Source organism: Sphingomonas sp. IC-11, from assembly GCF_021043365.1.
In the GTDB taxonomy this organism is placed as follows: domain Bacteria; phylum Pseudomonadota; class Alphaproteobacteria; order Sphingomonadales; family Sphingomonadaceae; genus Sphingomonas.
Window position 1 is genome coordinate 225,746 of the sequence record NZ_JAJNDU010000002.1, and the last position, 18,615, is coordinate 244,360.

Below are 18,615 nucleotides of genomic sequence, written 5' to 3' on the forward strand. Positions count from 1 at the left end.
ATTGCCGCAATTCATCAACGGTTCAAATTGTTCGGGGCAGCGCGGGCGTCTCTGACGATGCACAAGTCCGCCCGCCCGATCCTTCCGCTGCTGCTTGCCGCGCCGCTTGCGATCTCCGCCAGCGAGCCGGAGGTCCGTTATGCGCAGCTTTCCGTCCGGGAACGGATCGTGATCCGGATCCCGCGCTTGCCTGTGGCATCACGCCGCCAGCAAGCATCCCCGGTCGTGTGGGAAGAGAAGAAGGCGCCCAAGTGCGTGCCAGCCAACGTGCTGGCCAGCGCGATCATTTCACCCAAAGGCGACGTGGATCTGATCGCGACCGACGGGCGCCGGCTGCGCGCGAAGTTGGACGATGATTGCCCTTCCTTGAACTTCTACAGCGGCTTTTATGTAAAGCGGTCCAAGGACGGGATGGTCTGCGCACGCCGCGACGCCTTGCGCACACGATCTGGCGGAAGATGCGAAATTGCGCGTTTCCGCACCCTTGTAGAGAAGAAATAGTCGCAAAAAGCGGCTTGAAGTGCCGTTTACCTTGACAACAGAGGCGCAATCGCGTCTCGCCCGGCTCGTAAAAGGGCCGCATCGACGCGCCTTCTTTTCAGGATTGCCATGAGCTTCGCCGACCTCGGCCTTTCAGAAGAACTCCTCCGCGCCGTTGGCGACACCGGCTACACGGACCCGACGCCGATCCAGGCCTCCGCCATTCCGAGCGTGCTGATGATGCGGGACATCATCGGGATTGCGCAAACGGGAACGGGCAAGACGGCATCGTTCGTGCTGCCGATGATCGACATCCTCGCGCATGGCCGTGCCCGTGCGCTGATGCCGCGAAGCCTGATCCTGGAGCCCACGCGCGAACTGGCCGCCCAGGTCGCCGAGAACTTCGAGATCTACGGCAAGTATCACAAGCTATCCATGGCGCTGCTGATCGGCGGCGTTCAGATGGGCGACCAGGTCAAGGCGCTGGAAAAGGGGGTCGACGTCCTGATCGCGACGCCCGGGCGCCTCATGGACCTTTTCAGCCGCGGCAAGATCCTGCTCAACGGCTGCAGCATGCTAGTGATCGACGAAGCGGATCGCATGCTCGACATGGGGTTCATCCCCGACATCGAGGAAATCTGCACGAAGCTGCCCAAGCAGCGGCAGACGCTGCTGTTCTCGGCGACCATGCCGCCGCCGATCAAGAAGCTCGCTGACAAATTCCTCAGCAATCCCAAGACCATCGAGGTAGCACGGCCAGCCACCACCAACATCAACATCGCCCAGTGGGTGGTGTCGGTGAAGGGGCAGGCGTTCGAGAAGCGCCAGACGTTGCGGCACCTGCTGCGTGAGGAAGCGGTCAGCACCGCTATCATCTTCTGCAACCGGAAGACCACGGTACGAGAGCTCAACAAGAGCCTGAAGAAGCACGGTTTCGCGGCGGGCGAAATCCATGGCGACATGGAACAGCCGGCGCGGCTTGCCGAACTTGACCGGTTCAAGAAGGGCGAGATCAACATTCTGGTCGCGTCGGACGTCGCGGCACGTGGGCTCGACATCAAGGGTGTGAGCCACGTTTTCAACTTCGATGCGCCCTGGCATCCGGACGATTACGTGCACCGTATCGGTCGCACCGGCCGCGGCGGCGCCACCGGGATTGCCTACACGCTGGTCGCGCCAGACGACGCCGAGAATATCGAGAATATCGAGAAGCTTACCGGTCAGAAGATCGACCGGCGCGAGATCACCGTCGCGGAAGAGCCCAAGCCGGAGCGGCCGCGGCGAGCCAAGCCGGAAGAGCGCGCGCCGCGGCGTGAGCGTGAGCGCGAGCGGAGCGCCGATGGCGATCGCGGACGCGAACGGGATGATCTTCGTCGACGCCGCGACCCGGTCGAGGGCGGCTCCGACGAGGGTTGGAACGGCCCGATTCCGGCCTTCCTGAGCGTTTCCATCGGCGCCTGACCGTGGTTGCCTGGCGCTACCGGATCGCCGGGCGTGCCATGCGGCTGTATTGGAAGCTGGTGCAACCGCGGACGTTTGGCGTGCGTGCTCTTCTCGTCGACCCCGCGGGCCGAATTGCCCTGGTGCGACATCAATATGTCGCCGGTTGGTATCTGCCGGGCGGCGGCGTCGACAAGCGTGAGAGCGCCGAGGCCGCGATCCGGCGCGAGTTGCTGGAGGAGGTGGGGCTTGCCGACGTGACGCTCCGCCGGGTTCACGGCGTGTACCACAACCGGGTGGAGGGAAAGGACGACCATGTGGTCGTCTTCCTGTGCGATGTCGCCGATCCGGACGCGATCACAATCGCAGATCCCCGCGAGATCGCTGAAGTGGGTTGGTTCGCATGTGACCAGCTGCCGCCCGGCACGTCCCCCGCGACCCGGCGGCGGATCACCGAGCACCTGCAGGAGCGACAGGGCTGGGGCGAGTGGTGAGGCGGCCGCGTTGAAGCGCGTGGACGGGCGATCAAGCGGGTTCGCCAGCTACCAAAGGCGCAAGCGGCGCTTCCTTGTTGTTTCGACCACTTCAACCGTGTCGGCCTCAACTTCCCAGGTGTGATTCTCTACGATCCAGGCAGCAACTGGTCGTCCCTGGCTGTCGCGGGACGGACGAAATCGGAATCGCTCCCGGATCAGACGGCAGGTGATGTTATCGATTTCCGCGTTGCCGCTCGAGTGGGTGACCTGGCAGCTTGGCACCCGTCCGTTTGTGGCCACCATGTAGCGAACGCCGACGGTGCCGTTGAAGCCAGTGGCAAAAAGCGACTCGGGAAGATCCGAGGTGCTCATGCGACCCCGCATTAACTCGGGGCCTGTTTCGTCGCCGTCGCCGCCGCTGCCGTCACCATTGCCGCTCCCACCGCTGCCGAAACCATCGCCGACACCGCCCGCGCCGGTGCCCGGGCCGCGGACGGGCGCAGAGCCGGAGGTGGGGTCATGCGCGACATAGGGGGTGAGCGTCGTGATCACTGTCGGGGGCGGAGGCGAAATGACGACGACTGGCTTTGGTGCCGCCACCTCGGTTGCGCGGCTACGAATGTTCCGGGCGGACGCCCGACCCTCCGCCCGGCTCTTGGCAGCGCGCTGCTCCGGCTCGGTACGGGGCCGGGGGGGTGGCGGCACCGGCTCTGCGGAGAAGAGCTTGATCGTGTCCTGAACGGTGTTGGGGAAGCGAACGGCAAGGCCAGTGATCAGGGCATAGCCGACGAGGGCTTGCACCATGATCGCGGCCACCGCCGCGAGCAGGCGCTCGCGCGTCCAGCGGGGGCGGGTGATCGCAGCATAGGCCATGCCCTGCTAAACGCACAAACGCGCTTAACGGCTGCTGGCTGACGTACCCGCGGGCGGGGAGGCCCTAGCCGGTGGCGCCGGCGATCAGGGCGTCGTCGATCTCCCGCGCTCGCACCGCGGCTGGGCGATCCATGAGGCGGGCAAGGTAGCGATCGAATTCCTCGCAGTTTGGCAGGGAGCCGAACTGTAGGCCCCAGCTGATATGACTGCCAACATAGACGTCCGCAGCGGTGAACCGCTCACCGGCGATGTAAGTATCTGCGCTGACCGCACCTTTCAGCGCCTGGACCACGCGATCGAGACTGCCATAGCCTACCATGCCCTGTTGCTCGGCAGTGGGTGCGACGCCAAGGGCGCGATCCGTTGTGGCCGCTTCCAGCGGCCCCGCGGCAAAGAACATCCAGCGGTAATAAGCTGCGCGCTGCGCTGGGGCAGGGGCGAGTTCGGCCTCCGGGAACGCGTCGGCGAGATAGGCGATGATCGCGCCGGCCTCCGTGACGACCTGACCGCGATGGATGATCGTGGGCACTTTGGCCATGGGATTGGCGGCCAAGAAATCGGCTGGCTTGTCCGTCCAATCGACCAGCCGGGTTTCATAGGGTGCGCCGACTTCCTCCAGCATCCACCGCGCAATCCGGCCGCGGGACATGGGATTGGTGTAGAAAATCAGGTCGCTCATCGTGGTTCTCCCGGTGTGTATCGGAGAGGGTCGGGGGAGTTCGGCCTCAGGCGTCCAGGTGGCGATGGAGGAAGGTGGTCGTGCGGCCCCAGGCAAGGTCGGCCGCAGCCTTGTTGTAACGGGCGGCCGACGTGTCATTGTTGAAGGCGTGGTCGACACCCGGATAGGTGAAAGCCTCCACCGGTTTGCCGGCGGCCTTCAGCGCAGCGACCCAAGGTTCTCCGGTCTGGGCGACGCGCGCGTCGGTGCCGGCATAGTGGAGCATCAGCGGCACATTGACCCGCGCGGCCTCCGACGGGGCTGGCGCGGGGCCGTAATAAGAGACACCGGCATCGATGCCGCCAGCCACCGCCATGCGGTTCACGAAGGCGCCGCCCCAGCAGAAACCGATCATGCCGACCTTGCCGGATGCCTGCGGCATGGCGCGCGTCTTGTCGGCGAAGGCGCGGGCCTGGGCGAGCGCGAGATCATAATCCACCGTGCCGATCAGCTCGCGCGCCTTGTCCTCGTCGGCGGGCGTGCCACCTTGGGGCGCAAGCAGGTCGGGGGCGATCGCCAGAAAGCCGTCCAGCGCGACTCGGCGAGCCACATCCTGGATGTGCGGGGTCAGGCCGCGGTTTTCGTGGATGACGAGGACGACGCCGCGGCGCGCAGGCTTCGCGGCACTCTTGAGTGCGGCATAATAAGCGCGGGCCGGACGCCCAGCCTCCGTCCCGTCGCGCATACCGGCTTCAAGCCGCTTGTCGGCCGGGTCGATGATGGCTGCCGCCACTGGCGAAGCGGCGATGCTGGCAATCAGCGCCTCCGCCGCCACGGCCGAGCCCGCCAGCGCCGTCATCTGGCGCAGCAGCGTGCGCCGATCACGATGCTCGTGCGTGAAGGCGTCGTAGAGCTGAACAGCGCGGTTACGCAGCGAAGGATCGGCCACATCTCTCTCCCGATTCGCCTCTAGGGCATGGTGCGACAGGCTAATCCGGGGCTGGCGGCGCGCATAGTCGCTGCGCGCCGTCCCCCGGCGCCGACTTCGGCGGCGGGAGTGGTGGAACGAACGGAAATGGGGCATAATGACGCACGGCGGAGATCCGCCAACAGGCGGGCCGCCGCAGACCGGGTTGTGGGGGGCAGAGGAGGCTTGCCATGACACAGACCAACATCGCGGCCGCGACCACTCAAAACCATCGCGACGGGGCGCATCGCCTGATTTCATCCAATCGGATTCAGGGAACCCCTGTGTACGACCGCCGGGCCGAAAAGATCGGCTCGATCCACTCGCTGATGATCGACAAGCACAGCGGACAGGTGGAAAATGCGGTGCTTACCTTTGGCGGTTTTCTGGGCTTCGGTTCACGGGCCTATCCGCTGCCGTGGTCGATGCTGACCTATGCGAAGGATCTGGAGGGTTTCTATCTCGAGCTGACACGGGAGGATATCGAGGCAGCGCCCTATATGACGCTCGACCAGGCCGATCGGCCACAATTGTCCAAGGAGCCGGCCTATCGGCACTGGGACGAATATCTGTGACGTTCCGTGACGGCCCGCGTCACAACGCGAGCGTCATGAAGCGGTTGTGCGGGCTTTCGGGATAGCCGCCGAACACTGGGCCATCCACGAAGCCCGCCGCTTCGTACATCCGATTGGCTGGCCCGAACATCGCCGCGGTGCCGGTTTCCAGGCTCACCCGCCGATAGCCGCGGCTGCGGGCGAGCGACACGAGTTGCGCCAGAATCGCCCGGCCGACGCCGCGACGCAGGTGCCCCGGCGCGGTACGCATGGATTTGATCTCCCCATGATCGCGCGACAGTTCGCGAAGGGCGCCGATGCCGAGCAGTTCCTCGCCGTCCCAAGCGCACCAGAAGCTGATGTCGGGGCGGCGCAAGCTCTCCGCACCCATGGCGTGGGCATTTTCCTGCGGCGTAGTGGCGCGTGCCTCCGCCTGATGGTGTGCGACGAGGGCGATCACTTGTGGGTCGTCCAGACCACCCTCGCGCACTTCCATCACAGCTCCCCGATCATCTCGCTGAGCACTTCCAGGCAGGACACGCCCAAGCGCGCGGAGCGCTCCGGCGACCAGGCAAACGCCGGATCCGGGTTCGCATCATGGTCCTTGAACGGCATTTCGAGCGTCACGCTGACCGCGCCGAACCGTTCGGCAAGCTGATTGGTCGACATCGACAGATTGGCGCGGCCGGGCTGCGAGCGCTCATAGCCAAGCTCCGTCTGGAAATCCGGCGTGTGCGCCGCCAGCCGGCGGCCGAATTCGGTGAACAGCTCGCCCCGCCGCTCGGTCCAGGACGGCACCCCTTCGAAGCCGGCGATGAAATTCGCGGCAATTGCCTCGTCGCCATGAACGTCCATGGCGAAGACGACGCCGGTTTCGTCCATGGCATTGCGCACGCAAAGCACCTCCGGACTGCGTTCCGGCGTCGGGCTGTGCCATTCGCGGTTGAGGTTCACACCCGCCGCATTGGTACGCAGATGGCCGCGGCGCGTGCCGTCCGGATTCATGTTCGGGACGACATGGACGGTAGCTGCCTGAAGCAAGGGGGCGGCGGCCGGGCTGGTGAGCCAATCGAGCGCGCCTTCCATCCACCATTCGGCCATCGATTCGCCGGGATGCTGACGGGCATAGAGCCAGACCGACTTCGGACCGGTGCCGATATCGAAGCAATCGATCGCCTGCCCGTCGAGCGTGGTGCCCAGCTCGCGATGGCGGACGCCCGGGCGCGTCGCGATGCGGGCGATCAGATCCGCATGCTGTTCCATCGTATAGGGCGCAAAATAGGCGAACCAGACAATTGATGCCTCACCGGAGGACGGGTCACCGGCCCAATCGAATTCGAGCACGCCATCGGCATAGCGCGTATCGACGGTGCGCCACGTCTTGCGATCGGTAGAGGCGCGCGTCCGATAGCCCGGCCAGCCGAACGGATAAGCCGAGCCGCCGGCATTAAGGATGCGGAACGTCAGCCGGCGACCTGCCGCGCCGGCGACGCGAAAGTAGAACCACTGGTAGAAATCGGATTGGTGATCCGTGACGATTTCCAGGTCGACACGGTCACCATCGATCGCGATCAGGCGGATGTTGCCGCTGTCAAACGCGGCGTTGATGCTGAGATTCATTGCACCTCGATAGTGCGACCGCTTTCGCCGGGAAAGCCGCTGAAGAGCGCGCGGGCGAGCCGGGAGGCCACTGCGCCGGTGTCCGCGTCCGGGGCGCTGAGGTCAGTCAGCGATTGTGCCTGCCCTTCCCACACGGCGTCTGCACCGTGGCGAATGCGGACCGACAATTCGGTGACGACGCCTTCACCCGCGCCCGAGCCGCCGACCGGGAAGCTGACGCCGCCGCCGAGGCCGACGCCGCCGCCACGACCGCCGCTGATGCCGCCGCCGCCGAGCCCGATCGACACGGGCGAGCGTCGCGGTGGCAGCGCCCGGGGTGCGCGGCTGAAGGAAACGGTGGCCAGGAAGTCGGGCGCAGCGCCGGGCGCCGGATTCGTATAGCCCAGCCGCAGCAATTCCGTCTGAACGGCGGCGGCATAGGTCTTGTACTCAAGGCTGGCGGTGCCCGTGCCCGTCAGCGGCTCCACGGCGATGGTGCCGCGATCGGTCATGGCGTTGAAATGATAGCGAGTCGCCTGCACGGGAAAACGCGACGGCCCGGTAGCGCAGCCCGCCAGGGCCGCCGCCATGCCGATGACGATCAAAATGCGACCCATGATTCTTCTCCCCTGCAGTCGTTACGGTGAATCAACGCTTCTCTCTGTTGGCGGCTCCATCTTGACTTGCAAGGGGGCTGCCACTAGGCGCGCACCCTTTCCGATCACGCATAATCATAGAAGCGAATCCGCCATGAAGATCCGCAACAGCCTCAAGTCGCTCAAGGACCGCCACCGCGACAATCGCGTCATCCGTCGTCGCGGCCGGACCTACGTCATCAACAAGACGAATCGTCGCTTCAAGGCTCGCCAGGGCTAATCTTGATGCGGCCGATTGCCGTTGTCTTCGACATCGGCAACGTCCTGTACGATTGGGACCCCCGGGTCCTTTACCGGCGCCTCATCACCGATGATGAGGCGCTGGACGTATTTCTGCGCGATGTCTGCTCCAAGGAGTGGCATTTCCAGCATGACGCCGGCCGTCCCTTCGCGGAGACGTCGGCGGAGCTGTCTGCGCGCTTTCCGCAGCACGCGCATCTGATCGCCGAATGGGGCCCGCGGTTCTCGGAACAGATTCCGGGGCCGGTGACAGGCATGCCCGAAGTGGTCGCCCAGCTGGACGAGGCTGGCGTGCCGTTGTTTGCGATCACCAACTTCAGCGATGAATTCTTTGCGCCCTTCCGTGCGCAGGAAGCAGCCATGTTCGACCGGTTCCGCGATATCGTGGTGTCGGGAGCGGAGCGGCTGGTGAAGCCGGACGCCGCCATTTACCGCCTCGCGCTCGATCGGTTCGGCTTGAAGCCGGAAGAGGCGCTGTTCGTCGACGACCGGCACGACAATGTTGCCGGGGCACAGGCAGTGGGGATGCAGGCGGTGCCCTTTATCGACGCCGCAACGCTGCGGGCCGATCTCAGCCGCTTCGGCCTGTTGAACTAAGCCGGCGCGGCCGCGTGCCGCGCGCCCGCGGCTGCTATTCCGGGATCAGCCGAAACCCTTCAGCTCATCGCCGATGATTCCTACCACGTGCAGGACGTTGGTGGCGCCCGGCGTGCGGAACGGAATGCCGGCCATGATGATCACGCGGTCGCCAGCCTTCACCATGCCCTGACGCAGTGCCATGCGCTTGGCCTTGGCGACCATCTCCTCGAACGAATCGACGTCCCGCGTGTGAACCGCATGGGTGCCCCATAGCAGCCCCAGCCGACGCGCCGTTTCCATCTTCGGCGTCAGCACCAAGAGCGGCACCGACGGGCGCTCGCGGGCGACACGGCGGGCCGTGGAGCCCGAGGTGGTGAAGCAGATGATCGCCTTTGCCGATATGGTCACGGCGATGTTCTTGGCCGCCTCCGCCAGCGCGTCGGCGGTGGTGGGGTCGGGCCGAGTGACGGTGAACCGGATGCGATCGCCGTGCATGGGATCGCGCTCCACCGATTCGCCGATGGCGTTCATCATCGCGACCGACTCGACCGGCCAGTCACCCGCCGCGCTTTCCGCCGACAGCATGATCGCGTCCGCACCGTCGTAAATGGCGGTGGCGACGTCCGACACCTCGGCCCGGGTGGGCGAGGGTGACTTGATCATTGATTCCAGCATCTGGGTGGCGACCACCACGGGGCGGCCGAGACGCCGCGAAGTTTCCACGATGCGCTTCTGGAGCGGGGGCACGGCCTGCGGCGGCAGCTCGACCCCCAGATCGCCGCGAGCGACCATAACGGCGTCGCACATCTCGACGATCTCCTCGAGCCGGTCGATCGCGGCCGGCTTCTCGATCTTGGCGAGCAGCGCGGCCTTGCCTCCGATGAGCTTGCGTGCTTCGGCCAGATCCTCGGGCCGCTGCACGAACGACAGGGCAATCCAATCCACCCCAGCTTCGATCGCAAAGGCGAGATCGGAACGATCCTTGTCGGTAAGCGCCGCCATTGGCACCACCACGTCCGGCACATTCAGCCCCTTGTTGTTGCTGAGCGGGCCGCCGATCTCGACGGTGGTGACGATCCGGTCGGCATCATGCTCCACGACGCGCAGCACCAGCTTGCCATCGTCGAGGAGCAGGCGGGCGCCGCGCTCGATCGCGTCGAATATCTCGCGGTGAGGGAGTTCGACACGGCAGGCGTCGCCAGGTGTGGGGTCGCGATCAAGAACGAAGGTGGCGGCGGGGGCGAGTTGGACCCGTCCGTCGGCGAAGCGGCCGACGCGCAGCTTGGGCCCCTGAAGGTCGGCCAGAATGGTGGTGGGGCGTCCGTGGCTTTTTTCCAGCGCTCGGATCGCTTGGATCACCGCGACTTTCGATTGCTGATCGCCGTGGCTCATGTTGATGCGAAAGGCGTCCGCTCCTGCTTCGAAGAGCTTCGCGATCATGGCCGGCGTGTTGCTGGCCGGGCCCAAGGTGGCGAGCACGCGCACCTTGCGGCTGCGTGGGGTGATCGCTCGTGCCATGTAATCGGTTTCCTCGCTTTGCGTCCGCAGGCCTACCGCCTATCTCCGGGCGATCAACCTTGGAGACGATGATGGACCCGATCGACACGATCGACGACGCGACGGCGGCTGCCGCGTTCCGCCGGCTGGTGCACCACCTGCGCCACCGCAGCGATGCACAGAATGTCGACCTGATGGGTCTGGCAGGCTTTTGCCGCAATTGCCTGTCGGATTGGGTGAGCGAGGCGGGCGGCGTGCCCAATGACGCAGCGCGCGAGGCGATCTACGGTATGCCTTACGCCGAGTGGAAGGCGACGCACCAGGCCGAGGCGACGCCGGAGCAGCTGCAGCGGATGCAGGAGAGCGTCGCGAAGAACGCACACTGACGGCGAGGGCAGCGGCCGGGCAGACTTTCGCGCAGCCGCCGTCATTCGGGAGGAAACCTGCCATTTTCCTGTCGCGCCCGCTTGTCCAGGGGTGCACGCATCTTCTACTCACCCGGACAATGATAGCAGCATCGCGGCAGGCGCGGTGCGACAAGGGGGGTAGGCGATGAAGAAAATGATCCTGGCTGCGTTGATGATTGCGGCGGCCACGCCTGCCCTGGCCCAGACCGCACCGGCACAGGCCCCTGCATCGACGGTGACCTACATCCACGCCGGCGCGCTGCTCGACCGGCCTGGCCAGTCACCGCGGGGCAACAGCACCATTATCGTGCGCGACGGCAAGATTGCCGAGGTGCGTGACGGCTTCGTGCCGCCCGAAGGAGGCGCCAAACTGGTGGCGCTGAATGACAAGTTCGTGCTGCCGGGGCTGATCGACCTTCACGTCCACCTGCTGGGCATCGGGGGCGATCCGATGCGCGCGCGCTTGACGGCGCTGAACAACGAAGGCGCGGATGACGTGCTGTACGGCGCCGGCAACGCCAAGGCGACGCTGAACGCGGGCTTCACCACCGTGCGGGATCTTGGCGGCGAGCCGCGCAGCATCCGCGCCCTGCGCGATGCGGTGGATCGCGGCGACGTGGTCGGCCCGACGATCGTCAACGCGGGCACCGCCATCTCGGTCACGGGTGGCCATGGAGATCCGCTAAATGGCCTGGCCGAGCCGTTCGCCCACGCCGTGAAGGAGACGGTGGAGAACACCTGCGACGGGCCCGCGGATTGCGTGCGCGCGACGCGGCGGCAGATCGGCCTCGGCGCGCAAGTGATCAAGATCACTGCGACCGGCGGCGTCCTGTCGAACGTGTCTGGCGGCCTGGGCCGGGCTTTCACGCCCGAGGAAATGAAGGCGATCGTCGACACGGCGCACAACCTGGGCCGAAAGGTTGCCGCGCACAGTCACGCTGCCGAGGGAACAAAGGCGGCGCTGGCGGCCGGCGTCGATACCATCGAGCACGGCAGCTTCATCGATGACGAAGCGATTGCCGCATTCAAGAAAACCGGCGCCTATCTGGTCCCGACCGAAATCGCGCCGGTCGCCGCTGTGGCTCAGGCCCGCGCCGGGGCGCTGCCGCCGGCCACGATCCCGAAGGCCGAGGCGGCTGCTGCTGCCATGCAGGAGAGCCACCGCAAGGCGTACAAGGCGGGCGTGAAGTTCGCCTTCGGCACCGACAGCGGCGTTTCCAAGCATGGCGACAATGCGCAGGAATTCGGCCTGTTGGTCGAAAAGGTCGGCATGACACCGGCCGACGCCATCCGCAGCGCAACGGTGGCTGCGGCCGAGGTGCTGGGCCAGAGCAATGTGATCGGCAGCATCGAGCCGGGCAAGCAGGCCGACATCATCGCCGTCGACACCTCCCCGCTGTCCGACGTGCGCCAGCTGGAGCGGGTCCGGTTCGTCATGCGCAAGGGCGCCGTGGCCAAGCCGCTCGCCGAATAGCGTTTGATCGCGGCGGCGGCTTCCCATAGGAGCCGCCGCCGCAACCGATATTCCGGCAACCGCACCGCCGCTTCACGCGCGATTCGCGCTGGGCCGGCGGTGCTTCACATTTGGGGTTTTCAAGATGGCTGAAGAACGCGGCGAAGGCATGGGCGGCGGTCAGGTGGCGGCAGAAGAGCTGCGCCTGTTGATCGAGCGCGCCGAGCGGCTGGAAGAAGAGAAGAAGGGTATCGCCGACGACATCAAGGACGTGTTCGCCGAGGCGAAGAGCCGCGGCTACGATCCCAAGGCGATCAAGAAGATCATGTCGATCCGCAAGAAGAAGCGCGAGGAATATCAGGAAGAGGAAGCAATCCTCGAGACGTACATGCAGGCGCTGGGCATGCTCTGAGCCGCGCGGCTCGAGAACGTCACAATATCTGGGCAGAGGCGACCGGCATGAAGACCATTATTCTTTCCCTGGCGCTTCTGCTGCCTGCCGCCGCGGCACCAGCGGTCGATTCTGTGGCGGGCTTTTGCACGCGCATGGCGGCACAACATGCAATGAAGCCGGTCAGCCAGCCGAGCGGCAAGCCAGCCTATGAGGCGCGCGCGCTGAAGGGGCTGGGCGTTGCGCTGTTCGGCGGATCGACCATGGTCGGTATGCGGCTGGGCCCGCCGGATGACCCCGCCGCGATCGGCGACCCGGCGCGCTTTGCCGACGCCTGCAAACTGAGCGCTGGCCGGGTTGCCTGCGCGGTCAGCGGCCCGGCGGTGTTCGAGATGACCGTCGGCGACCATGCCGCCACCACGCAAGCCGCCGCCGGCGAACAGGCGGAAGTGAGCATGGCCAAGAACCGGATCCGCTGCGAGGACCGCTGACCAGCCTGCCCAGCCGCGCTGTTCAGACGGCCTCGGCCGGTGCCGTCGTCCAGCCGAGCCGCGCGATGGTGATCGACCGCTTGCCCGACAGATCGGTGCGGGTGACGATCAGGTCGCGACTTTCGATATAGCCCATCAATCGACGCACGCGCCCCAGCGAAGAGGTGCCATAGGTTTCTGCCAGCGCAGCGTCGCTGGGGCAGGGGGCGCCTTCGCGCGCGGCCTTGGCGACGAGCAGGAACGGGCCGACCATTTCATCCTGCAGCGTGCCGGTCAGCGCGATCACCTCCGCCCATTCAGGGTCGGCGATGTCGAAGATGCCGGCGCGCGCGCAGGAGAGTCGACGGGTGAAATCGCCGAGGTCGATGCCAGATCGCGACAGGCCCTGCATACGGCAGCGAACCTGGAAATCCTGGAACAGCACCGATGCGGGCCGGCCAGCGGCGTCTGCGTCTTCGACGATCGCGCGCAGCACGTCGGCGATGATGCCCGCCACTTCCTCGTCGCTGCGCTCCGGCTCCGGCGGCAGGGGGGCGGGACGGGCCATGTCCGCGATCAGTTCGTCGGCGGGCACCCGGCGCGGCCGGGCCTCAAATGTCATCGGCAGCTGCGGCGCGGCCTCCGGCTCGGGCGCGGCGAAGATCAGTTCCTGCAGATCGGCTGGCGGTGCCGAGGGAAGCGGCGTCAGCTTCGGGCTGCCGCTGCGGGCGCTGGTTTCCACCGCGCCAATCTTTACCGTCTTTGGCCGTCGGCAGACCGCCGGGCCAAGCGCGAGGAACGTGCCGCGCGGCAAATCACGGATCGCTTCCGCCTGGCGACGCTCCATGCCGAGAAGATCGGCCGCGCGCGCCATATCGATGTCGAGGAAGGTGCGGCCCATCAGGAAGTTCGATGCTTCCGCCGCGACGTTCTTGGCCAGCTTGGCGAGTCGCTGAGTGGCAATGACGCCGGCGAGCCCGCGCTTGCGGCCGCGACACATGAGGTTGGTCATCGCCGAGAGCGAGGCGCGGCGCACCTCCTCCGCCACTTCGCCGCCGGTGGTGGGGGCGAACAGCTGCGCCTCGTCCACCACGACGAGCGCGGGGTACCAATGTTCGCGCGGGGCATCGAACATCGCCGACAGGAAAGTGGCGGCGCAGCGCATTTGCCCCTCCGCCTCCAGCCCTTCCAGGCTGAGCACCACCGAGGCGCGATGTTCGCGCAGGCGGCCAGCGATTCGCGCGATTTCTCGCTCGGCATAGTCCGCCGCCTCGATCACGACATGGCCATAGGCGGGGCCAAGCGTGACGAAATCGCCCTCCGGGTCGATTACGACCTGCTGCACCTGCCCGGCCGACCGTTCCAGCAGCCGGCGAAGCAGGTGCGACTTTCCGGACCCGGAATTGCCCTGCACGAGCAATCGGGTAGCCAGCAATTCCTCTAGGTCGATCAGGACCGGCGCGCCCGAGGTGTCGGCGCCCATGTCCACGGCTATCGTCATGCGCCGCGTTTGGCCGAAACCGACCATTGGGGGCAAGACGTTTGCGCTATTGCGGGGATCGCCGTAGCGGATCGGCAGCGGGCCGGGAGAGGGCGATGCAGGGGCAAAGGGCGGATCTGGAAGAACTGGCGCTGCATCTGCTTGGCAAGCCGCCGGAGGCGCTGGACGAGGAGGAGCGGCGCGTCCTCACCGCGATCGCATCGGGCACGGCAAGGGTGCGCGACGCATCCGACGTTGCCGATGAGCGCGCCACCTTCGGGGAGCGGCTGGCCGATCGCGTGGCGGAAATCGGTGGCTCCTGGGGGTTCATCACCGTTTTCGCCCTGGTGCTGCTGGGCTGGATGCTGCTCAACAGCAATCTGCTGGCGCATTATGCCAAGGCGTTCGATCCTTATCCCTTCATCTTCCTCAATCTGATGCTGTCGACGCTAGCCGCCGTGCAGGCGCCGGTGATCATGATGAGCCAGAATCGTCAGGCGGCCAAGGACCGGCTGACTGCTGCGCTGGATTACGAGACAAACCTGCGCGCCGAACTCGAGATCCTGCGGCTGCATCGCAAGATGGATCAGGACGTGATCGCCCGTCTGACGCGGGTGGAGAACCTGCTTGAGCAAAAACGCGAAGTCCGATGAGCGCAGCGACTTGAGCAGGGCACATATCCGGCGCTAGAGGCGCGCACATGGCAGGTCATTCCAAGTTCAAGAACATCATGCACCGCAAGGGTGCACAGGATAAGAAGCGTTCGGGCATGTTCTCGAAGCTTTCCCGCGAAATCACCGTCGCGGCAAAGATGGGACTGCCTGATCCGGACATGAATCCACGCCTGCGCGCGGCGGTTAACGCCGCCAAGGCGCAGTCGATGCCCAAGGACAATATCCAGCGCGCGATCGACAAGGCGAGCCGTGGCGACGCGGAGAATTACGAGGAAATCCGCTATGAGGGCTTCGGCCCGGGCGGCGTCAGCCTGATCATCGAGGCACTGAGCGACAATCGCAACCGCACCGCGACCAACGTGCGCACCGCCGTCAGCAAGAACGGCGGCAACCTCGGCGCGTCGGGCTCCGTCAGCCACGGCTTCGATCGCATGGGCCTGATCAACTATCCGGCGAGCGCCGGCGACGCGGACAAGGTGTTCGAGGCCGCGCTGGAGGCGGGCGCCGAGGACGTGACGTCGAGCGAGGACGGCCACGAGATCTGGACCGCGCAGGGCGATCTCCACGAAGTCGCCAAGGCGCTGGAGCCGGTGCTGGGCGAGGCGGAAAGCGCGAAGCTCGCCTGGCGCCCGCAGACCATGGTGTCGGTGGACGAAAGCGACGCAGCGACGCTGTTCAAGCTGATCGACGCGCTGGACGATGACGACGACGTCCAGCAGGTATGGGGCAATTACGAGGTGTCCGACGAGGTGATGGCGAAGCTGGGCTGATGGCCCGGCGATGATCATCCTCGGTCTCGATCCCGGCCTTGGCACCACCGGCTGGGGGGTGATCGCGGCGGAAGGGAACCGGCTGCGGCATGTTGCCAACGGGCAGATCCGCACTGACCCGTCCATGCCGCTGCCGCGCCGGCTGGCGAACCTTTATGCCGCGCTGATCGACGTCATCCGCACCGAGCGGCCCGACAGCGCGGCGGCGGAAGAAGTGCTGGGCAACACCAATGCGCAATCGACGCTGAAGCTCGGGCAGGCGCGCGGCGTGGTGCTGCTTGCCGCAGCCGGCGCGGGGCTCGACATCGGCGAATATCATCCGTCCACCGTGAAGAAGGCGGTCGTCGGCACTGGCGGCGCGGAAAAGCGGCAGATTCAGGCGATGATCGGCGTGCTGCTGCCTGGGGCGAAGGTCGCCGGCCCCGACGCGGCCGACGCGCTGGCGGTGGCGATCTGCCACGCTCATCATCGCGCCAGCGCGGCAGGCATGATGCGGCGAGTGCAGGCCGGCAGCTGACGCTGCGCGTCGGCTGCTGCGGGAGTTGGCCAGCTGCTGCCGAGGCGCTACGGATTGGGCGATATGACGGACCAGCATCGGTGATCGCCTACCTCAAGGGTATCCTCGCCAGCACGAGCGCGGATTCCGCCGTGATCGAGGTAAGCGGCGTTGGCTATCTGGTCGGCGCCTCGTCGCGCACGCTCGCCGCGCTGGGGCCGGTCGGTGAGGCGGTGCACATCCATACCGAGATGCTGGTCGGCGAGGATTTTCAGCGGCTCGTCGGCTTTGCCAGTGCCGATGAGCGCGACTGGTTCCGGCTGCTGACCGGGGTTCAGGGTGTTGGCGCGCGCGTGGCGCTGGCAATCCTCTCCGCACTGGAGCCCGCGGAACTCAACCGCGCGGTGGCGGCGCAGGACAAGGCGATGGTGGCGCGCGCCAATGGCGTCGGCCCGAAGCTCGCCGAGCGCATCGTGCGCGAGTTGAAGGACAAGGCGGGCGGGATCGTGCTGGGGCCGGCTGCGGCGGCGCAGGCAATGCCGGTCGGTGCGGCGGCTGACGCGGTGTCGGCGCTGCTCAACCTCGGCTTCCGCCCGGCTGAGGCGTCCGCGGCGGTGGCAGCCGCCGAAGAGGAGCTGGGCGCGGGCGCCACGCTGGACGCCTTGGTCCGGCTGGCGCTACGCAAGGCGGCGAAGTGACCGGCCGCGCGGTCGCGGTCTACAGCCTGAAGGGAGGCGTCGGCAAAACGACGCTGGCGGTCAATCTGGCCTGGGCGGCGGCAACACTGTCGGCGCGGCGCACGTTGCTGTGGGATCTCGACGGGCAGGCGGCGGCGACGTGGATCCTGGGGCATGATGGCGAGGGGCGCGAGGCGGGCGCCGCGATCCGGCGTGAGATCGATCCGCGTCGGCTGATCCGCCACACCGCCATCGACCGGCTCCACCTGTTGCCCGCGGATGCCTCGTTGCGCACGCTCGACCTCGCCTTTCGCACGATCGACAAGAAGCATCGGCTGACCCGCCTCGTCGAGGACCTTGCGGGTGATTACGACCGCATCATTATCGATTGCCCGCCGGGGCTGGCCGACACGTCGGACCAGGTGATGCGCGCGGCCGATCTGGTGGTGGTGCCTGTCATTCCCTCCGCATTGTCGCAGCGCGCGCTCCATACCATTGCCGCGCATGTCGCGCGCAAGAAGGGGGCGAAGGTAACGCTGGTGCCGGTATTTTCGATGGTCGACCGGCGACGCGCGCTTCACCGTGAGGCTTTGCAGCAGCATCCCAACTGGCCGGTCATCCCAACGTCCAGCGCGTTCGAGGCGATGACAGTGCGTCGTGCGCCGCTGGGCGCCTATGCGCCACGCAGCTCCGCTGGCGTCGAAGCGCTATCGGACCTGTGGCGCCGGATCGAAACTACGCTATCGGAGATCCGATGACGGATACTGATCGCCTCATCACGCCGACCCGCCGCGCCGAGGATGCTGACGCTGCGCTGCGCCCCAAGCGGCTGGACGAGTTCGTCGGCCAGGCGGCCGCGCGCGACAATCTGCGCGTGTTCATCGAGGCGGCGAAATCGCGCGGCGATGCGCTTGATCATGTGCTGTTCTTCGGACCCCCGGGGCTGGGCAAGACGACTTTGGCGCAGATCGTGGCGCGCGAGATGGGCGTTGGCTTCCGCGCGACGTCGGGCCCGGTGATCGCCAAGTCGGGCGATCTGGCGGCGCTGCTCACCAATCTCGAGGACGGCGACGTACTGTTCATCGACGAGATCCACCGGCTGCAGCCGGCGGTCGAGGAAGTGCTGTATCCGGCGATGGAGGACCGCGCGCTCGACCTGATGATCGGGGAGGGGCCGTCGGCGCGCAGCGTGCGCATCGACCTGCCGCGCTTCACCTTGGTGGGCGCGACGACGCGGCAGGGGCTGCTGACCACGCCGCTGCGCGACCGATTCGGCATTCCGATCCGGCTGCAATTCTACACGGTGGAGGAATTGACCCGGGTGGTGACGCGCGCCGCTGCCTTGCTCGATCTCAACATCGCGTCGGATGGCGCGGCCGAGATCGCGCGACGCGCGCGGGGCACGCCACGGATCGCCGGGCGGCTTCTGCGCCGGGTGCGCGATTTCGCCAACGTGGCCGGCGTCGAGGTGGTGGATGCGGGTGCTGCCGATCGGGCGCTGAACCGGCTGGAGGTCGACAATCTGGGCCTGGACGCAATGGATCGCCGCTACCTGACCATGATCGCCGACATCTATCGGGGTGGTCCGGTGGGCGTGGAGACGCTGGCTGCCGGACTGTCCGAGCCGCGAGACACGATCGAGGAAGTTATCGAGCCCTATCTAATCCAGTTGGGCCTCGTCGCCCGCACCGCACGGGGACGGGTGCTGAACGCGGGCGGGTGGAAGCACCTCGGCCTCAACCCGCCCGCCGGCAGCCAGGATGGACTGTTCGACTGAA

24 protein-coding genes are annotated in these 18,615 nt (G+C 66.5%); 16 read left to right on the forward strand and 8 right to left on the reverse strand.

Translation table 11 applies throughout. The features are described from left to right. Window positions 1-57 precede the first annotated feature (57 nt). From LQ954_RS09695 to LQ954_RS09705, 3 genes are all read left to right on the forward strand, one after another. Window positions 58-501 (forward strand): hypothetical protein, encoded by a 444-nt coding sequence (locus LQ954_RS09695; protein WP_227771790.1) that lies wholly within the window; start codon window positions 58-60, stop codon window positions 499-501. A gap of 108 nt (window positions 502-609) precedes the next feature. After that, window positions 610-1,941 carry a DEAD/DEAH box helicase gene (locus LQ954_RS09700; RefSeq protein ID WP_231022901.1) on the forward strand — a complete coding sequence of 444 codons (1,332 nt, stop codon included), beginning with the start codon at window positions 610-612 and terminating at the stop codon, window positions 1,939-1,941. Between the two features lie 2 nt (window positions 1,942-1,943). Then, the gene (locus LQ954_RS09705) at window positions 1,944-2,414 is read left to right on the forward strand and encodes an NUDIX domain-containing protein (RefSeq protein ID WP_231022902.1); all 471 of its coding nucleotides are present in this window, start codon (window positions 1,944-1,946) and stop codon (window positions 2,412-2,414) included. A gap of 48 nt (window positions 2,415-2,462) precedes the next feature. Here LQ954_RS09705 and LQ954_RS09710 read toward each other — a convergent pair whose 3' ends face one another. The 3 genes from LQ954_RS09710 to LQ954_RS09720 all read right to left on the reverse strand — a co-directional run bounded on the left by LQ954_RS09710 (window position 2,463) and on the right by LQ954_RS09720 (window position 4,876). Further along, on the reverse strand, window positions 2,463-3,269 hold the full coding sequence (locus LQ954_RS09710; protein ID WP_231022903.1) for an energy transducer TonB: 807 nt from the start codon (window positions 3,267-3,269) through the stop codon (window positions 2,463-2,465). Window positions 3,270-3,333: 64 nt separating this feature from the next. Beyond that, window positions 3,334-3,948, reverse strand: a complete 615-nt coding sequence (locus tag LQ954_RS09715) for a glutathione S-transferase family protein (protein ID WP_231022904.1) — start codon at window positions 3,946-3,948, stop codon at window positions 3,334-3,336. A gap of 46 nt (window positions 3,949-3,994) precedes the next feature. Then, window positions 3,995-4,876 carry a dienelactone hydrolase family protein gene (locus LQ954_RS09720; RefSeq protein WP_231022905.1) on the reverse strand — a complete coding sequence of 294 codons (882 nt, stop codon included), beginning with the start codon at window positions 4,874-4,876 and terminating at the stop codon, window positions 3,995-3,997. A gap of 209 nt (window positions 4,877-5,085) precedes the next feature. Between LQ954_RS09720 and LQ954_RS09725 the strand changes: the two genes are divergently transcribed. Next, window positions 5,086-5,469 (forward strand): PRC-barrel domain-containing protein, encoded by a 384-nt coding sequence (locus LQ954_RS09725; RefSeq protein ID WP_227771784.1) that lies wholly within the window; start codon window positions 5,086-5,088, stop codon window positions 5,467-5,469. Window positions 5,470-5,488: 19 nt separating this feature from the next. On the opposite strand, the gene LQ954_RS09730 is transcribed toward LQ954_RS09725, so the two are convergent. The 3 genes from LQ954_RS09730 to LQ954_RS09740 are packed head-to-tail and all read right to left on the reverse strand — an operon-like array spanning window position 5,489 to window position 7,664. Then, the gene (locus tag LQ954_RS09730; RefSeq protein ID WP_231022906.1) at window positions 5,489-5,944 is read right to left on the reverse strand and encodes a GNAT family N-acetyltransferase; all 456 of its coding nucleotides are present in this window, start codon (window positions 5,942-5,944) and stop codon (window positions 5,489-5,491) included. Further along, window positions 5,944-7,068, reverse strand: a complete 1,125-nt coding sequence (locus LQ954_RS09735) for a M14 family metallopeptidase (RefSeq protein WP_227771782.1) — start codon at window positions 7,066-7,068, stop codon at window positions 5,944-5,946. The genes LQ954_RS09730 and LQ954_RS09735 overlap by 1 nt, the downstream gene beginning before the upstream one ends. After that, on the reverse strand, window positions 7,065-7,664 hold the full coding sequence (locus LQ954_RS09740) for a DUF4136 domain-containing protein (protein WP_227771781.1): 600 nt from the start codon (window positions 7,662-7,664) through the stop codon (window positions 7,065-7,067). The genes LQ954_RS09735 and LQ954_RS09740 overlap by 4 nt, the downstream gene beginning before the upstream one ends. 133 nt (window positions 7,665-7,797) lie before the next feature. Between LQ954_RS09740 and ykgO the strand changes: the two genes are divergently transcribed. After that, window positions 7,798-7,923, forward strand: a complete 126-nt coding sequence (ykgO, locus tag LQ954_RS09745; protein WP_003046794.1) for a type B 50S ribosomal protein L36 — start codon at window positions 7,798-7,800, stop codon at window positions 7,921-7,923. Window positions 7,924-7,928: 5 nt separating this feature from the next. Continuing rightward, window positions 7,929-8,540, forward strand: coding sequence for an HAD family hydrolase (locus LQ954_RS09750; RefSeq protein ID WP_227771780.1), 612 nt, complete (start codon window positions 7,929-7,931; stop codon window positions 8,538-8,540). A gap of 45 nt (window positions 8,541-8,585) precedes the next feature. Here the strand turns inward: LQ954_RS09750 and pyk are convergent, their stop codons facing one another. Beyond that, complete coding sequence (gene pyk / locus LQ954_RS09755) at window positions 8,586-10,040, reverse strand: pyruvate kinase (RefSeq protein ID WP_231022907.1); 1,455 nt, start codon at window positions 10,038-10,040, stop codon at window positions 8,586-8,588. 68 nt (window positions 10,041-10,108) lie between these two features. Here pyk and LQ954_RS09760 point away from each other — a divergent pair, with 68 nt between their 5' ends. The 4 genes from LQ954_RS09760 (at window position 10,109) to LQ954_RS09775 (ending at window position 12,761) form a co-directional block, all read left to right on the forward strand. After that, on the forward strand, window positions 10,109-10,405 hold the full coding sequence (locus tag LQ954_RS09760; protein WP_443026617.1) for a DUF1244 domain-containing protein: 297 nt from the start codon (window positions 10,109-10,111) through the stop codon (window positions 10,403-10,405). A 166-nt stretch (window positions 10,406-10,571) separates the two neighbouring features. Next, window positions 10,572-11,900, forward strand: coding sequence for a metal-dependent hydrolase family protein (locus tag LQ954_RS09765; RefSeq protein WP_231022908.1), 1,329 nt, complete (start codon window positions 10,572-10,574; stop codon window positions 11,898-11,900). A 148-nt stretch (window positions 11,901-12,048) separates the two neighbouring features. Continuing rightward, window positions 12,049-12,291: a DUF2312 domain-containing protein gene (locus LQ954_RS09770; RefSeq protein WP_227771924.1), complete on the forward strand. Its 243-nt coding sequence runs from the start codon at window positions 12,049-12,051 to the stop codon at window positions 12,289-12,291. 47 nt (window positions 12,292-12,338) lie between these two features. After that, window positions 12,339-12,761, forward strand: a complete 423-nt coding sequence (locus LQ954_RS09775) for a hypothetical protein (RefSeq protein ID WP_231022909.1) — start codon at window positions 12,339-12,341, stop codon at window positions 12,759-12,761. Between the two features lie 22 nt (window positions 12,762-12,783). Here the strand turns inward: LQ954_RS09775 and LQ954_RS09780 are convergent, their stop codons facing one another. After that, window positions 12,784-14,241 (reverse strand): ATP-binding protein, encoded by a 1,458-nt coding sequence (locus LQ954_RS09780; RefSeq protein ID WP_231022910.1) that lies wholly within the window; start codon window positions 14,239-14,241, stop codon window positions 12,784-12,786. 95 nt (window positions 14,242-14,336) lie between these two features. Between LQ954_RS09780 and LQ954_RS09785 the strand changes: the two genes are divergently transcribed. The 6 genes from LQ954_RS09785 to ruvB all read left to right on the forward strand — a co-directional run bounded on the left by LQ954_RS09785 (window position 14,337) and on the right by ruvB (window position 18,614). Further along, window positions 14,337-14,873 carry a DUF1003 domain-containing protein gene (locus LQ954_RS09785; RefSeq protein ID WP_231022911.1) on the forward strand — a complete coding sequence of 179 codons (537 nt, stop codon included), beginning with the start codon at window positions 14,337-14,339 and terminating at the stop codon, window positions 14,871-14,873. A gap of 47 nt (window positions 14,874-14,920) precedes the next feature. Then, a complete protein-coding gene (locus LQ954_RS09790) occupies window positions 14,921-15,664 on the forward strand; it encodes a YebC/PmpR family DNA-binding transcriptional regulator (protein ID WP_227771773.1) in 744 nt (247 codons plus the stop codon). 10 nt (window positions 15,665-15,674) lie between these two features. Next, on the forward strand, window positions 15,675-16,181 hold the full coding sequence (gene ruvC / locus LQ954_RS09795; protein WP_231022912.1) for a crossover junction endodeoxyribonuclease RuvC: 507 nt from the start codon (window positions 15,675-15,677) through the stop codon (window positions 16,179-16,181). 80 nt (window positions 16,182-16,261) lie between these two features. Further along, window positions 16,262-16,858, forward strand: coding sequence for a Holliday junction branch migration protein RuvA (ruvA, locus tag LQ954_RS09800; protein ID WP_231022913.1), 597 nt, complete (start codon window positions 16,262-16,264; stop codon window positions 16,856-16,858). Continuing rightward, a complete protein-coding gene (locus LQ954_RS09805; RefSeq protein WP_231022914.1) occupies window positions 16,855-17,595 on the forward strand; it encodes a ParA family protein in 741 nt (246 codons plus the stop codon). Before ruvA ends, LQ954_RS09805 begins: the two co-directional genes overlap by 4 nt. Beyond that, complete coding sequence (ruvB, locus tag LQ954_RS09810; protein ID WP_227771769.1) at window positions 17,592-18,614, forward strand: Holliday junction branch migration DNA helicase RuvB; 1,023 nt, start codon at window positions 17,592-17,594, stop codon at window positions 18,612-18,614. Before LQ954_RS09805 ends, ruvB begins: the two co-directional genes overlap by 4 nt. Window position 18,615: the final 1 nt, after the last annotated feature.